Annotated in this window: 16 protein-coding genes; 13 read left to right on the top strand and 3 right to left on the bottom strand. The window is 70.5% G+C overall.

Features of this window, described 5'->3' with window-relative positions:
* Positions 1 to 2: 2 nt before the first annotated feature.
* From ACTOQ1_RS17290 to mca, 3 genes are all read right to left on the bottom strand, one after another.
* Positions 3 to 320, bottom strand: coding sequence for a GNAT family N-acetyltransferase (locus ACTOQ1_RS17290; protein WP_440068276.1), 318 nt, complete (start codon positions 318 to 320; stop codon positions 3 to 5).
* Positions 321 to 423: 103 nt separating this feature from the next.
* Entirely contained in the window at positions 424 to 624 is a 201-nt protein-coding gene (locus ACTOQ1_RS17295; RefSeq protein ID WP_440068277.1) for a hypothetical protein, read from the bottom strand.
* 34 nt (positions 625 to 658) lie between these two features.
* Positions 659 to 1,555, bottom strand: coding sequence for a mycothiol conjugate amidase Mca (gene mca, locus ACTOQ1_RS17300; RefSeq protein ID WP_440068279.1), 897 nt, complete (start codon positions 1,553 to 1,555; stop codon positions 659 to 661).
* Between the two features lie 227 nt (positions 1,556 to 1,782).
* On the opposite strand from mca, the gene ACTOQ1_RS17305 reads away from it, so the two are divergent.
* From ACTOQ1_RS17305 to ACTOQ1_RS17365, 13 genes are all read left to right on the top strand, one after another.
* Positions 1,783 to 2,211, top strand: coding sequence for a DUF4307 domain-containing protein (locus tag ACTOQ1_RS17305; RefSeq protein WP_440068281.1), 429 nt, complete (start codon positions 1,783 to 1,785; stop codon positions 2,209 to 2,211).
* A 112-nt stretch (positions 2,212 to 2,323) separates the two neighbouring features.
* Entirely contained in the window at positions 2,324 to 2,824 is a 501-nt protein-coding gene (greA, locus tag ACTOQ1_RS17310; protein ID WP_344750139.1) for a transcription elongation factor GreA, read from the top strand.
* A 199-nt stretch (positions 2,825 to 3,023) separates the two neighbouring features.
* Positions 3,024 to 4,298 carry a C40 family peptidase gene (locus ACTOQ1_RS17315; RefSeq protein ID WP_440068283.1) on the top strand — a complete coding sequence of 425 codons (1,275 nt, stop codon included), beginning with the start codon at positions 3,024 to 3,026 and terminating at the stop codon, positions 4,296 to 4,298.
* 122 nt (positions 4,299 to 4,420) lie between these two features.
* The gene (locus ACTOQ1_RS17320; protein WP_440068284.1) at positions 4,421 to 4,948 is read left to right on the top strand and encodes a hypothetical protein; all 528 of its coding nucleotides are present in this window, start codon (positions 4,421 to 4,423) and stop codon (positions 4,946 to 4,948) included.
* 290 nt (positions 4,949 to 5,238) lie between these two features.
* Positions 5,239 to 7,038: a phosphoenolpyruvate carboxykinase (GTP) gene (locus ACTOQ1_RS17325; protein ID WP_440068285.1), complete on the top strand. Its 1,800-nt coding sequence runs from the start codon at positions 5,239 to 5,241 to the stop codon at positions 7,036 to 7,038.
* Between the two features lie 339 nt (positions 7,039 to 7,377).
* On the top strand, positions 7,378 to 8,340 hold the full coding sequence (locus ACTOQ1_RS17330) for a TIGR04222 domain-containing membrane protein (protein WP_440068287.1): 963 nt from the start codon (positions 7,378 to 7,380) through the stop codon (positions 8,338 to 8,340).
* Positions 8,341 to 8,372: 32 nt separating this feature from the next.
* A complete protein-coding gene (locus ACTOQ1_RS17335) occupies positions 8,373 to 9,245 on the top strand; it encodes a DUF692 domain-containing protein (protein WP_440068289.1) in 873 nt (290 codons plus the stop codon).
* Positions 9,238 to 9,777 carry a hypothetical protein gene (locus ACTOQ1_RS17340; protein ID WP_440068291.1) on the top strand — a complete coding sequence of 180 codons (540 nt, stop codon included), beginning with the start codon at positions 9,238 to 9,240 and terminating at the stop codon, positions 9,775 to 9,777. Before ACTOQ1_RS17335 ends, ACTOQ1_RS17340 begins: the two co-directional genes overlap by 8 nt.
* A gap of 194 nt (positions 9,778 to 9,971) precedes the next feature.
* A complete protein-coding gene (locus ACTOQ1_RS17345; RefSeq protein ID WP_440068292.1) occupies positions 9,972 to 10,757 on the top strand; it encodes a TIGR04222 domain-containing membrane protein in 786 nt (261 codons plus the stop codon).
* Between the two features lie 149 nt (positions 10,758 to 10,906).
* Positions 10,907 to 11,914 carry a DUF7064 domain-containing protein gene (locus ACTOQ1_RS17350; protein ID WP_440068294.1) on the top strand — a complete coding sequence of 336 codons (1,008 nt, stop codon included), beginning with the start codon at positions 10,907 to 10,909 and terminating at the stop codon, positions 11,912 to 11,914.
* 88 nt (positions 11,915 to 12,002) lie between these two features.
* Positions 12,003 to 12,479, top strand: a complete 477-nt coding sequence (locus ACTOQ1_RS17355; RefSeq protein WP_440068296.1) for a hypothetical protein — start codon at positions 12,003 to 12,005, stop codon at positions 12,477 to 12,479.
* 79 nt (positions 12,480 to 12,558) lie between these two features.
* Positions 12,559 to 13,326 (top strand): isoprenyl transferase, encoded by a 768-nt coding sequence (locus ACTOQ1_RS17360; RefSeq protein WP_344750149.1) that lies wholly within the window; start codon positions 12,559 to 12,561, stop codon positions 13,324 to 13,326.
* A gap of 221 nt (positions 13,327 to 13,547) precedes the next feature.
* A complete protein-coding gene (locus ACTOQ1_RS17365) occupies positions 13,548 to 14,891 on the top strand; it encodes a PhoH family protein (protein WP_440068298.1) in 1,344 nt (447 codons plus the stop codon).
* Positions 14,892 to 15,019: the final 128 nt, after the last annotated feature.

Consider the following 15,019-nt stretch of genomic DNA (forward strand, 5'->3'; position numbering starts at 1 on the left):
GGTCAGGCCTCCTCGTCGAGGAGGTCGAGGTAGCCCTCGGGGACCAGATCCTTGTACTCGAGGTGACGCCGGATGTAGCGGGCGATGAACGGGCAGAGCGGCACGACCGACCGGCCGGACGAGCGGCTCGCGTCGAGAGCCGCGGAGGCCAGCCGGCTGCCCAGGCCCTTGCCCTCGTGCTCGGGGAGGATCTCGGTGTGGGTGAAAATGATCTTTCCGGCGCGCAGGCGGTACGCGGCGAACCCGGCGACCTCGCCGTCCAGCAGGATCTCGAAGCGGGAGGCCTCGGGGTTGTCGGAGACCTCGATGTCGTCGGCCATGGTCGTTCTCGCTCGCTCTCGGGGTTTTCGGCTCGGCTGATCCCGCCCTTCGCGCGTGTCGCGCGGTGGCCGGTCGGGACCGTGGATCCGGCGGGGCCGGGGGCTAGGGAGCGGTCGGCGTCGTGGTGGTGTCGGCGCCCTTCCGCTCCCTCAGCTCGGCCTCGGAGGGGACCTCGATCCTGGAGATCTGCTTCCTCATCGACTTGACCAGCATGTACAGGGCGAACCCCAGGCCGGCCACGACGAGGAAACCCAGGAGACCCGGGCTGACGTCACCTTTGGTGACGGTGTCGAATGCAATCACATGTCAAGTTTGCCACCGTCACCCCATGGTCGCGTCAGTGGCAGGCGTGCGAGACCGTGTCCGCCGGGACATCCGTGTGGACACCGGTGAACAGGTCGTCCTCGGGAAGCTCGACGTCCACGAGCGAACGGGCCAGGTGGTAGTCCTCGGTCGGCCAGACCTCGCGCTGCAGGTCGCGCGGGCAGACGAACCAGAAGCCGTCCGGGTCGACCTGGGTGGCGTGCGCGAGCAGCGCCTCGTCGCGGAGCTCGAAGTAGTCGCCGCAGGGGACGCGGGTGGTCACCGGCCACTTCTGCGGGCGGTCCTCCCAGCGGGAGATCCACTCGGCGTACGGGGAGCCGATGCCGCGGTCGTTCATCGCCTCGTGCAGCGCCTCGAACCGGTCCTTGGTGAAACCCATGTGGTAGTAGAGCTTCAGGGGCTGCCAGGGCTCGCCGGCGTCCGGATAGCGGTCGGGGTCGCCTGCCGCCTCGAAGGCCTCGACCGAGACGCGGTTGGTCATGATGTGGTCGGGGTGCGGGTAGCCGCCGTCGTCGTCGTAGGTCAGGATCACGTGCGGCCTGAACTCGCGGACGGCCGCCACCAGCGGCTCCGAGGCGATCTCCAGCGGCTGCAGCGCGAAGCAGCCCTCGGGCAGCGGCTCGCTCTCGTCCTCCGGCAGGCCGGAGTCGACGAACCCCATGAAGCGCTGCTGAACGCCGAGGATCTCCCGGGCGCGCTCCATCTCCAGGCGCCGGACCTCGCCGATGTTCTCGAGAATCTCCGGACGCTCCATCTTGGGGTTCAGGATCGACCCGCGTTCGCCTCCGGTGAGCGTACAGACCAGCACGTCCACGCCCTCGGCCACGTAGCGCGCCATGGTGGCGGCGCCCTTGCTCGACTCGTCGTCGGGATGCGCGTGAACGGCCATCAGCCTGAGCGGTGCACTCACGGGCTCGGTGTCTCCTTATGTCGGTCGCGCGTCGGATCGTCGCCGGTCGCCTCGCGGACGGCCCGCCTGGCCGTGTCTTCCGCTCCGCTCGACGTGGTGCCCCCGCGCGCCCTCGGCTTACGTCACTCTAGGGAGAGGTTAGTTTCTCTTGGGCGGTCGCGAGGGCGAGGCCCCCGCAGGGGACAATTGTCTCGGATAACACCGAGGTAGTGCAGGGAGATTCCGTCATGGCCACCAGCGAAGCCGAGAAGGGCCGTCAGGACGGTCCTGTCCTCGGCACCCCGGGCGACTTTCCCGACCGCCCGGAGCGCAGGGGACGCTTCGTCGTGCACGCCGTGATCGCGATCCTCTGCGCCGTGTGCGCGGGGGGATGGGGCTACGTGATGTGGGCGTCCAAGGGCAACACGGAGGTCATCGACCAGGTCATCGCGTTCGACGCCACCCGCGGCGATTCTCTGCAGATCACCTTCGAAGTGAACAAACCATCCGATCGCGCGGCGCTCTGCCGCCTGCGGGCCACGGACGTCAGCCACGTCGAGGTCGGCAGCAAGGAGGTCAATATTCCGGCTGGTGAGGGGTATGTTCGGCTTACCGAACGGCTAGAGACCAGTGCTCAGGCCACTTCCGGTCATGTCCAGTACTGCTATCTCGTATAGTGAGACATTTGGGGAGGCGGTCGAGGGGTTAACTTGTTAGCCTTTCGAAATTCGACCGACCGCAACCCCCCAAGCACCAAGCACGAAGCCCCCGAGGAAGCAAGGAGAACCCGTGGCCGACTCCCACAGCGAGAGCGTCACCTGGCTCACTCAGGAGGCGTACGACCGCCTGAAGGCTGAGTTCGAGCACCTCTCGGGGCCCGGGCGCGTCGACATCGCCAAGAAGATCGAGGCGGCACGCGAGGAAGGCGACCTGAAGGAGAACGGCGGCTACCACGCCGCCAAGGACGAGCAGGGCAAGATGGAGGCCCGCATCTTCCACCTCCGCCAGATCCTCGACAGTGCCAAGGTCGGCGAGGCGCCCCGCACCGAAGGTGTGGTCGGTCCTGGAATGACGGTCACCGTCCGTTTCGAGGGCGATGACGAGGAGGTCGCCTTCCTGCTGGCCTCCCGTGAGGAGAGCGGCGCCCCGATCGACGTCTACTCGCCCAAGTCGCCGCTCGGTGCGGCGATCAACGGCAAGAAGATCGGCGAGAAGGCGACCTACACGATGCCGAACGGCCGCTCCAACACGGTCGAGATCCTTGAGGCCGTGCCGTACATCGGCAACTGACCTCCCCATACTCCGATCGATTCGCTGATCCGCCGGGACGGGTGTCCTGGCGGATTGCCGTGTGTCAGAGGATTTGGCAGGGTTTCGTAAGTCGTGCGGCCACATTGCAGATAGGGCGCTTTTCGATGGGTTCGCGTGCATTGGAGGGCGCTCTACGGCACCCTCGTAGGGCTGGAGTCCGCGGGGAAGGGGAGATGTCGTGTTCGATCGGCGGCCACGTGTCTCCGACCTGATCCGGGAGGCCCGGCAGGATCTCGCCTACCGCCCCCGCCTCCGCTACAGCCACCGCACCGCCCACCTGATGAGGCGGGTCGTCCCCGTCCTGGCCGTCCTGCTCGTCGGCGTGCTGGCCACCGGCCTGATGGTCTTCGCCCAGATGCCGGAGGCCGAGCCGGAGACGATCACGATGCGCAGGTCCGTCGCCACCCTGCCGACCCAGGTGGCGAAGCCCGCCCAGGGCGGGCCGGCGGCACCGGAGCCGGTGGCGCCGCTCACCTCGATGCGGCAGCCGCACCTGTTCGTCGTCGCGCACCGGCCGCTCAGCGCGACCGTGGTCGCCAGGATCGCCCAGCTGTCCGGGGTACGGGCGGTGGAGCGGGCCGACGCCGCGGAGGTGATCCTGGACGGCAAGCCGGTGCAGACGCTCGGGGTGAACCCCTCGACGTTCCGCGCGTACACCCCCAAGCCGACCGCGCGCTCCGACAGGCTCTGGCGGAACGTCTCGGCGGGGGAGGTCGCCGTCTCCTTCGTCCTGGGCAACGACGGGGGCATGCCCCTGGGCAAGACCTTCACCACCGCCGGGCGCAACCTGCGCGTCGGGGCCTACGCCACGATGGGCATGGGCGCCATCGACGCCGTGGTCTCCCGCCCGACCGCCCGCGCGCTGGGCATCCCGGAGAACAACGCGCTCGTGGTGAGCGCGCCGAAGGCCGACTCCGCGAGGCTGCGCCTCACCCTCCTGCGCGCCCTGCCCAAGGGGGCGCAGGTCGCGGTGATCAACCCGGTGCTGAGGGCCCCCGGCAAGACCGCCGCGGAGACCCCCGGCAAGGCCGTGACCTGGTCCGCGAGCTCCTTCATGACCGCCCCCCAGGTCACCACCGCGCTCACCGCCGCGATCGGCAAGCTCGGCCGCCCGTACGTGTGGGGCGCCGAGGGTCCTGACAGCTTCGACTGCTCGGGCCTGGTCCAGTGGGCGTACGCGCAGGCGGGGATCAAGGTGCCCCGGGTGACGCACCAGCAGTTCGTCTCAGGTCCCCAGATCCCGCTCTCCGAGGCCCAGCCCGGTGACCTGCTGTTCTGGCGGCACGACCCCACCAACCCCGGTTACGTCTCGCACGTGGCCATCTACTGGGGAGGCGGCAAGATGCTGCACGCCCCCAGGACCGGCGACGTGGTCAAGCTCGTCCCCGTCACCACCCGCAACTTCGCCGGGGCCGTACGGATCAGCCCGCAGGTCGCCGCCCGGGTCCGCTGATCCGCGTCCTCCGTTCCCACCCGTTCCCACGCCTCCCGCACGTTCCCACGGGGTTCCGCCTGCTCGGGTTCGGCGCGGCGCGATGCTGGCCTCGTTCGATGAAGCGTTGTAATCTAAATTACATGGGAAAAGATGAAGCGGTGGCGAAGCTGCGCGGCTGGTTCGCGGGGAGGCTGCCCGAGGAGTGGTTCGAGGGCGGGGTGGAGATCGTGCTGGACCGCGAGGAGATCGCGGTGGTCGGCAGGCTCCGGGCCCCCGCGCTCGATGACGACGTCTCGGAGGTGGAGCGCTCCGCCGCCATGGAGGGCGGGATCCTGCGTTTCCGCGAGGAGACCAGGGAGCGGCGCGTCGAGATCGCGCTCGAGGCCGAGCAGCGCTTCCGCAGAAAGGTCTCCTGGGGAGTCGCCGTCGGCGACAAGACAGTGATGTTCACCACACTCTCGGTGCCTGTCATGACCCGGCTCAAGCAGTCGGAGCGTCAGGTGCTCGACACCCTCGTCGCGGCCGGGGTGGCCCGCAGCCGCAGTGACGCGCTCGCCTGGTGCGTGCGCCTGGTGGGCAACCACACCGACACCTGGCTGGCGGATCTGAGGGACGCGCTCCAGCACGTCGATCGCGTCCGGGCGGCGGGTCCGGACGTGAATTCCTGAGCCTGGGCAGCGGAAATGACCAATGAATTGGTCTGAACCTGTTCGCCGATTGGTTTAGACCTTTCTCATTGGCCTATACCACTGCCGATGCGGCTTTTTTAGATTCACTTCTTTTGGGTAGGGGTTTCAAAACCTTGCGTCTCCTGCCAGGCCATACGCCGTAGGAGGCGCCGGGCCTGGAGCGCCATGACGCGTGATCGTGCGAATTCACTGGTCTATGCCAATTGGATTGAGCGCGGTTCGTTCGTCAATGATGTTTTGGCCCGGAGAAGTGTAAAGGAGCCCCAGTAGTGTCCGTTACCGTAGATGTCACCGCCGTCAGCCCGACCAGCCACGAGGAGCTTGCCGGGTGGGTCAAGGAGATCGCCGAGCTGACCCAGCCGGACCGGATCGAATGGTGCGACGGCTCCGAGGCCGAATGGACCCGCCTGACGAACCTGCTGGTCGAGCAGGGCACGTTCACGCGTCTGGCCAAGCGGCAGAACAGCTTCCACGCCACCTCCGACCCCAGCGACGTCGCCAGGGTCGAGGACCGGACCTACATCTGCTCCGAGCGTGAGGAGGACGCGGGGCCGACCAACAACTGGATCGCCCCCGCCGAGATGCGCCGTACCTTCGGCGAGATCTTCAAGGGCAGCATGCGCGGCCGGACGATGTACGTGGTGCCGTTCTGCATGGGCCCCCTGGGCGGTGAGATCTCCCAGCTCGGCGTGGAGATCACCGACTCGCCGTACGTGGTCGTGTCCATGCGCGTCATGACCCGCATGGGCGACGACGCCCTGCGGCTCATCGAGGAGCGCGGCGGCTACGTCAAGGCCGTCCACTCGGTCGGCGCCCCGCTGGAGCCCGGCCAGGACGACGTGCCGTGGCCGTGCAATCCCACCAAGTACATCAGCCACTTCCCCGAGACCCGCGAGATCTGGTCCTACGGCTCCGGGTACGGCGGCAACGCCCTGCTCGGCAAGAAGTGCTACGCCCTGCGCATCGCCAGCACGATGGCCCGCGACGAGGGCTGGCTGGCCGAGCACATGCTCATCCTCAAGATCACCCCGCCCTCCGGGGAGACGCGTTACGTCGCGGCGGCCTTCCCGAGCGCCTGCGGGAAGACGAACCTCGCCATGCTCCAGCCGACCCTCCCCGGATGGAAGGTCGAGACGATCGGCGACGACATCGCCTGGATGCGCTTCGGCGACGACGGGCGGCTGCGCGCCATCAACCCCGAGGCGGGTTTCTTCGGCGTCGCCCCCGGAACCGGTGAGTCCACCAACGCCAACGCGATCAGGACGCTCTGGGGCAACAGCATCTTCACCAACGTCGCCCTCACCGACGACGGCGACGTGTGGTGGGAGGGGCTCACCGACCGGCCCCCGGCGCGCCTGACCGACTGGAAGGGCCGCGCCTGGACGCCGGACTCCGGCGAGCCCGCCGCGCACCCCAACGCCCGCTTCACGGTCCCGGCCGCGCAGTGCCCGACGATCGCCCCCGAGTGGCAGGACCCCGATGGGGTGCCGATCTCCGCGATCCTGTTCGGCGGGCGCCGGGCCAGCGCGGTCCCCCTGGTCACGGAGTCGATGAGCTGGCAGCACGGCGTCTTCGTGGGGGCCAACATCGCCTCGGAGAAGACCGCCGCCGCCGAGGGCAAGGTCGGCGAGCTGCGTCGCGACCCGTTCGCGATGCTGCCCTTCTGCGGCTACAACATGGGCGACTACTTCGCCCACTGGCTCGCGATCGGCCGGCGGGAGAACGCCCGGCTGCCGCGCATCTACTACGTGAACTGGTTCCGCAAGGACGACGGGGGCAGGTTCATCTGGCCCGGCTTCGGCGAGAACACCCGCGTGCTCAAGTGGATCGTCGACCGCCTCAACGGCCGGGCGGAGGCGGTACGGACCCCCATCGGCCTGCTCCCCGCCCAGCTCGACACCGAGGGCCTCGACGTCTCCGAGGAGAACATGCGGACGCTGCTGAGCGTCGACGAGGAGATCTGGAGGCAGGAGGCGTCGCTCATGCCCGCCTTCTTCCAGACCTTCGGCGACCACATGCCCAAGGAGCTCTGGGAGGAGTACGAGGCCCTCGTCGCCCGCCTGGGCTGAGTGCCGCCGCTGAGTGCCGCCTGGGCCGCGTGCCCGCCTGGATCGAGTGCCAGGCCGGACGGGGTGTCCGCCTGGCCGGGCGCCCGCCCGGGTCGATCGCCCGCCTGGATTCGGTGTCCGCCCGGGTCGATCGCCGGGCGGGGCACCCGCGCAGGGGAAGGCGCGTCCGGGGTCACCGGCTCCGGCCGCGCCGGGGCCGGTGACACGTGTTTCGCCTGGTGACCGACATCTCACCGGGTCGCCGTCGAAGTCGGGTGAAACTTCTGCCAGGCTGTGCGCGTCTACCTGGGTACACGGGACGTCACTCCTGTGGCCCACCTTCCCCCCAAGGAGGCGGACATGGAGTTCTCACTGTTCGTCATCGCCTTCGCCGTCGGCCTGGTCATCCTCTCCACGGCCTTCGCGTTGCACCGCGAGCACCGCCGGGTTCGCTCGGCCATGGTCGGCCACTACGGCGGGCCACCGAACCCGTACGAGCTCGCCTATCTCTCCGGAGGGCCGCGCCGCGTGATCAACACCGCGCTCGGCCTGCTGGCCAGGGCCGGGGCGATCCGGATCTCGCGCGGCGGCCAGGCCAGCCTGGTCGCCGGGGCACGGCCGTCTCCCGACCCGATCGAGCACGCCGTCATGGAGTCGCTCCACCTGCGCGGAGGCTCGGCCCCGGTGGGCGAGGTCCGCCGCGCGGTGGCCGAGGGGCAGAGCGTCGACGGCCTGCGCTACCGCCTGCTGGGGCTCGGCCTGCTGGTGCCCGAGGGCGCGCTCGACCACGCCCAGGTGCTGCTGGGCCGGCTCCAGATCACCTCGATCATCGAGGTGATCGTCGTGGCGGGCATCCTGCTCGCGGGAGCCACCGGGGGACTCGGCACCTTCGCGCTGCTGGTGGGCATGTTCTCGGTGATCGGTGGTTTCTCCGTCTACGCGCGGCAGAAGCGGGCGCTGCGCGACGTGCTGAGCCACGCCGGTCACGAGGTGCTCGCCTCCGCCCGCCGGACCTACGCGCGGGGCGCCCGCCCTGTCGCGCCCGATCTGGCCTTCGCCGTCGGCATCCCCGTCGCCCTGTACGGCCTGAGCGAGCTCGGCGAGCCCGGCCTGGAGGAGGAGCTCCAGCGCCAGGCCGCGGGCGGTTCGAGCGGCTGCGCCACGGGCGCCTGCGGCGGCGGTTCGAGCTCGGGGGACGGTTCCTCCTTCGGCGGTGGCGGTGACTTCGGCTCCGGTGGCTGGGGTGACTCCGGCGGGTCGGGTGACGGCGGTGGCGGGTCCGGCTGCGGCGGAGGGTGCGGCGGTGGCGGTTGCGGTGGGTGAGCGGCGTCCGGCCCCGGCGGTGAGGACGGCCGGTGCCGCAGGAGAGGCAGTGGCGGCCCGGCGGGCAGGCCGGAACGGTGACGCCTCCGATGGCGGCTGAGTCTCCGGCGCTGGGGGTGGGCATCGGCTGGCGGCCGGAGATCGACCTGACCGTGGAGCGGCTGCCCGGGGTCGACTTCGTCGAGGTCATCGCCGAGAACATCGGCCCCGCCAGGCTCCCCGAGTCGCTGCGGGTGCTCCGCGCCCGCGGGGTTCCGGTGATCCCGCACGGTGTCGGGCTGGGCGTCGGCGGCGCCGAGCCTCCCGACCCGCGGCGGCTGGCGCACCTGGCGGACTGCGCCCGCGCCCTGGACGCGCCGCTGGTCAGCGAGCACCTCGCCTTCGTACGGGCGGGCGGGATGGAGGCCGGGCACCTGCTTCCGGTCCCGCGCACCCGGGCCGCGCTCTCCGTCGTCGCCGAGAACGTGCGGCGGGCGCAGGACGCGCTTCCCGTACCGCTGGCTCTGGAGAACGTCGCGGCCCTGTTCGGCTGGCCGGAGGACGAGATGACCGAGGCCGCCTTCCTCGGCGAACTGGTGGAGATGACCGGCGTCGGGCTCCTGATCGACGTGGCGAACCTCTACACGAACCAGGTCAACCTGGGCCTGTCGGCCACCGCCGCGCTGGACGGCCTCCCGCTGTCCGAGCTGGCCTACGTCCACGTCGCCGGAGGCCACTCCCGCCAGGGGCTGTGGCACGACACCCACACCGCCCACGTCCCGCAGGACGTGCTGGACATCCTCTCCGAGCTGTGCGCCCGGGTCGATCCGCCCGGTGTGCTGCTCGAATGGGACGACGACTACCCCAGCGACGGCGCCCTGGAGGGGGAGCTCGACCGGATCCGCGGCGCGATGGCCCGTGTCTGACGACGCGGTGCCCGGGGACGCCACCGGCCGGGTGCGGGAGCCGGGCGGCCACGAGGGGCGGGCGGCCGTCGAAGGGGTTCGAGGGACCGCCAGGGAGCGGGAGGCCGCGAGAGAGTCGCTGGAGGCCGGGGAGGGGCGGGGGGTGCACCGGGAGCCGGAGACCGGCGAAACGGCGCGTGAGGCCCTTGCCAGGGCTCAGGAGGCCCTGGTGGCGGCCCTGGTGGCCGGGCGGGAGGCGCCGCGGGGGTTCGACCGGGAGCGGCTGCGCGTCCAGGAGGCCGGCCTGATCTCCAAACGGCGCAGGGCGGTGGCCAGGCTACGGCCCGACCTGGTCGCGTCGCTCGGCGACGGCTTCGCCGGGGAGTTCGACGCGTACGCGAGAGGCCGCCCCAAGCCGCCGGGCGGCTCACACGCCGACGCCCGCGACTTCGCCGACCGTCTCCGCGCGGCGGGACGGCTGCCAAAGGAGCCCGTGACCCCCGAGCCAGGCCCCGTGCCCCGCCGGTGGTCGCTCTTCGGCAGACGCCGTTGAACCGCGCGTCGAGCCGGTCGAACCGGCCGCGTCGAACCGCGTGCGTCGAGCCGGGTGCCGCCGGGCCGGAGGCGCTGAGCCGGGTGCCGTCCCACATCGAGCGTGCCGGACCGGGCGCCGCCGAAACTTCTGGTCCTCCCCGTTCGTCCACTGGGTAGTGAACCTGGCGCAGGGACGTCATCCCGGAGGCCGTCATGCAGACCGTACAGATCATCGTCGTGGTGGGTCTCGCGCTTCTCGGCGTGTCGGTGCTGATCGCGCTGCGCCTGGCCGTGCGCCCCTCGCGCGTCTACGAGGGACCCGAGCTGACGCCGTACGAGCTGGCGCTGCTCGCGGGCGGCCGGCCCCGGGTGGTCGACACCGCGCTGGCCTCGCTGACCGCGACAGGGGCGGTCAGGGCGCGGCGCGACGGGCGGCTGACGCAGGTGTCGGGCCAGGTCGGTGTGCTCACCCAGCCGGTGCAGACCGAGATCCTCGACCACCTCAGGGGGCAGGGGGACGGCGTGCCGGTCTGGGTGATCAGGGACAGGGTGGCCCAGGGGGCCGCGGTGACCATGCTGATCGCGCGGCTGAGGGACCTGGGGCTCGTCGACGCGCCCGGTTCCGGCCGGGCCGACCCCACCCACCCCAACCGCGCGGGGAAGACCGCGCTGGCCCACTACCGCCTGCGCCACCGCGAGGACAGGTCCCTGCCGCCCCGGGCCGGCGGCCACGTCGACCACGTCGAGCTGAGCATCCTGGGCGTCGCCCTGCACGGCCTGAATCAGTGGGAGGACGGACGGCTGTCGGCCGCCCTGTCCATGGACGGCCCGCCACCGCCTCCCGCGCCACGACGCGGCTCCCGCCGTCGCGGCGCCTCCGACGCCTCGGCGGGTGCCTCCTACGGCTTCTTCGGCGGCGGGGGTGGGGACGGCGGCTCCGATTCCGGCTCAGGTTCCAGCTGCGGGGGCGGGGGCGGGGGCGGCTGCGGCAGCTCCTGAGGGCCCTGTCCGGCCGGGGCGCGGTCGGTTAGGTTGGGCCGACACCTGCCGGCCGACACCGGCCGACACCGGCCGACCAACATAGGCCGGCCGATCCAGGCCGGCCGGCACGTGCCGACCCATGATCGGGCGCCTGCATCGGAGTGACCGTGGGAAAGTTCGTCGATCACGAGACCTGGCCGTTGCGGCCCGAGGACGAGGGGCCGCACCCGGCGGGCCCCGAGCCGCTGTGGAGCGAGTCCGTCTATCTCGACTTCGCGGCAGAGGACGGCTCGCTCGCCGGTTACGTCAGGCTCGGCCTGTATCCCAACTGGAACCGCGCCTGGTACTGGGCGTGCCTGGTCGGCAGAGACCGGCCGGCGGTGCTGCTGGCCGACCACCACGTCCCGCTGTCCGTCCCCGGTCCTCCCTCGCAGGACGGGGCGGGGACGCGTCCCGGGGTCCTCGCGGTGCGCGGCGAGGGTGGCGGGGGGTTCCGGGCCGCCCACGACGTGACGGACCCCATGCGGTCCTTCCGGGTGACCCTCGACGCAAGGGCGGCGGCCGTCGTGGACGACCCCGCCATGGCGTACGGGGACCTCGGGGGCGCCGGGACGACCCCGCTCGCGTTCGACCTGGAGTGGCGGAGCGGCGGCGACCCGTACCCGTACCGCTTCATGTCCCGCTACGAGATCCCCTGCGCGGTCGCGGGGACGATTCGGGTCGGCGGGGACGAGGAGATCGCCTTCTCCGGGTACGGCGAGCGCGACCACAGCTGGGGGGAGCGCGACTGGTGGCAGATGTCGTGGCTGTGGAGCTCGGGGCGGCTCGACGACGGCACGTTCTTCCACGGCATGCGCGCCAACGTCGGCTTCGAGATGCCCTGGCCGTGCTTCACGGTCCCGCCGGGCGGGGGGACCGAGGAGCGGGAGGGTTTCACCGCGGCGAGCGAGTTCGGCGCGGACGGCTTCCCGTCGGGGGCGCGGCTGGAGGTGCCCGGCATGCCGATGACGGTCGTCCCGCTCGCCTTCGCCCCGGTCGCCATGACGTCCCCCGACGGGGAGGTCGCCCGCTTCCCGCGCGCCCTGTGCCGGTTCGAGGCCGAGGACGGGCGGTCCGGGTACGGCTGGACCGAATGGCATCAGCCGCCCGGCTGGCGGGGACATGGATGGCGTTGATCGTGTTTTGGCGGACTGGGCCAGGGATACCCTCTCTGAGGTGGGGGGACTGCGTTGTCTTGATGGTTCTTATCTGACCGTTACGCCGGTGGCGTGCCGTGACAGTGTCGGCACGCCGTACGAGATCACCCTGCAGCTGCACCGCGACGGCGCGCTGTACGGGACGGTGGGCGAGCGGTGCGGCTGGTTCCTCACCCGGCTGGCGCGGGGGGTCGCCGAGGCGCGCGCGGGCCACGAGGCCCGGTGGCCCGACCCCGACGACCGCTTTCCCGGCGACACGGAACTGTTCGCCTTTCGTTACCGGGCCAGGAACGGTGTCGTCGGCGGCGGCGAACTCCGCTGCCAACTGCGGACCATCCCGGTCTGGGTCCCGGGGCTGCGAGGGCCAGGCGGGGAGTGGCGGCTCACCAGAAGGGCTTTCCTGGAGGCATGGGGCGGCGGCGGGATGGGGATGCGCGCCGTTCTGACATCCTCTGAGCTGGGTGTTTTCGTGGAGGCGCTCGTCGCGGAGGCCGAGGACTGCCTGGGGTCCCGCAAGCCGGGCGAGCCCGCCAGAACCCTGTAGAGGGGGCGGAGAGGTCCGCGGGGCGGCGATAATTGCCTGTCAGTGCCCATTCGTGGCGGGTGCTGAGGGAGGGGCTTCCATGGGCGTGCGCGATCTCGTCTACCGGGTGTACGAACGCAGGCTTGAGGCGAAGCTGTCCCGTCAGCGGGAGATGGCTCCCCGGCACGTCGGCGTGATCGTCGACGGCAACCGGCGCTGGGCGCGCTCGATGGGCATCGACGATGTGAGCCGCGGGCATCGCAAGGGCGCCGACAAGATCTCGGAGCTGCTCGGCTGGTGCCGTGAGGCCGGGGTCGAGGTCGTCACCGTGTGGCTGCTGTCGAGCGACAACATCAACCGTTCCAAGGACGAGCTGGACCTCCTGATGAAGATCATCGAGGACGTCGTCCAGGAGCTCGTGGCCGACGGATGGCACATCAAGCCCATGGGCGCGCTCGACCTTCTGCCCGATCACACGGCCCGTGTCCTCAAGAACGCAAAAGAAGCGACATCACATCGTCCCGGTTTGATTGTGAACGTTGCTGTTGGGTATGGAGGAAGGCGTGAGATCGCTGATGCGGTGCGCTCCCTTCTCCAGGAGCACGCGAGCAAGGGCGCGAGTATCGAGGACCTCGTCGAGGTCCTCGATGTCGAGCACATCGCGGAGCATCTCTACACGCGCGGTCAGCCCGACCCGGATCTGGTCATCCGGACCTCGGGAGAGCAGCGGCTCTCCGGCTTCCTGCTCTGGCAGAGCGCTCACTCCGAATTCTACTTCTGCGAGGCCTACTGGCCTGACTTCCGCAGGGTCGACTTCTTGCGTGCTCTCCGCTCCTACGCCGCGCGGCACCGCAGGTACGGTTCCTGAAACTCCACATGAACGGCCCCTTTCGGTCAGTCTTAAGCAGTTGGAAGTCGGGCATTCAGGACGTACCGTAAGAAGTAGGAGAGCACAGCTCACCTACGCCGGAGAGGGCCCGCCTTTGCGTCACGACCTGCTGAGGAGGGCCGGTCAACGGTCCCTGCTCGACGTTCTCGTGAGCGGGCCCGGGGCCGGTCCGCATCCCAGCTCATGGCAGGGCGCCGTCCATGGCGCCCGGGGGAGAACGCGTGGCAAACCCTTCGTCCTCACCCACGTCGCCGGCAGTGCAGCGGCGCACGTACGTCCTGGACACCTCGGTGCTCCTGGCGGATCCAACGGCGATGAGCCGTTTCGCCGAGCATGAGGTCGTCATCCCGATCGTCGTCATCACCGAGTTGGAGGGCAAACGCCATCATCCAGAGCTCGGATACTTCGCGCGCAAGGCGCTAAGGTCCCTCGACGAACTCCGGGTGACGCACGGACGACTGGACGAGCCCATGCCGATCGGCGAGGGCACCATCCGGGTCGAGCTCAACCACAGTGACCCGTCCATCCTGCCCGTCGGGTTCCGGCTCGGCGACAACGACACCCGTATCCTGACCGTGGCGAAGACCCTCGCCGCGGAGGGCGCGGACGTGGTGCTGGTCTCCAAGGACCTGCCGATGCGGGTGAAGGCCGCCTCCATCGGGCTCGCCGCGGACGAGTACCGCGCCGAACTCGTGGTGGAGTCCGGCTGGACCGGCATGGACGAGCTCCAGGTGACCTCGGAGGATGTCGAGACCCTCTTCGAGCACGGTACGGCCGACATGGTCGAGGCCCGTGACCTGCCCACCCACACGGGTCTGCGCCTGCTGTCCAGCAAGGGTTCCGCGCTGGGCCGGGTGCTGCCCGACAAGTCGGTGCGGCTGGTGCGCGGAGACCGCGAGGTGTTCGGCCTGCACGGCCGTTCCGCCGAGCAGCGCATCGCGCTCGACCTCCTGATGGATCCCGAGGTGGGCATCGTCTCGCTGGGCGGCCGGGCGGGCACGGGAAAGTCCGCGCTCGCCCTCTGCGCCGGCCTGGAGGCGGTCCTGGAACGCCGCCAGCACCGCAAGGTCATCGTCTTCCGTCCCCTGTACGCCGTGGGCGGCCAGGAGCTGGGCTACCTGCCCGGTTCCGAGAACGAGAAGATGGGCCCGTGGGGTCAGGCGGTCTACGACACCCTGGGCGCGGTCACCACGCCCGAGGTGATCGAGGAGGTCATGGACCGGGGCATGCTGGAGGTGCTCCCGCTCACCCACATCCGCGGCCGGTCGCTCCACGACGCCTTCGTCATCGTGGACGAGGCGCAGTCGCTGGAGCGCGGGGTGCTGCTCACCGTGCTGAGCCGGATCGGCGCCAACTCCCGGGTCGTCCTCACCCACGACATCGCCCAGCGCGACAACCTGCGGGTGGGCCGCCACGACGGCGTCGTGGCGGTGGTGGAGAAGCTCAAGGGGCACCCGCTGTTCGCGCACGTCACCCTGACCCGCTCGGAGCGCTCGCCGATCGCGGCGCTGGTCACCGAGATGCTGGAGGACATCACGATGTGACGGGGCGTCCCGACGCCACTGCCGGAGCGCGGTCGCGGGTGCCGTACGAGCACCCGCGACCGCGCTCCGCGCGTTACGGCGCCGGGTCTCTCGTGAATACGGTCTCTCGTGGTGCGGGTCTCTCGTCG

The organism is Streptosporangium sp. OZ121, assembly GCF_051918885.1.
In the GTDB taxonomy this organism is placed as follows: Bacteria; Actinomycetota; Actinomycetes; order Streptosporangiales; family Streptosporangiaceae; genus Streptosporangium.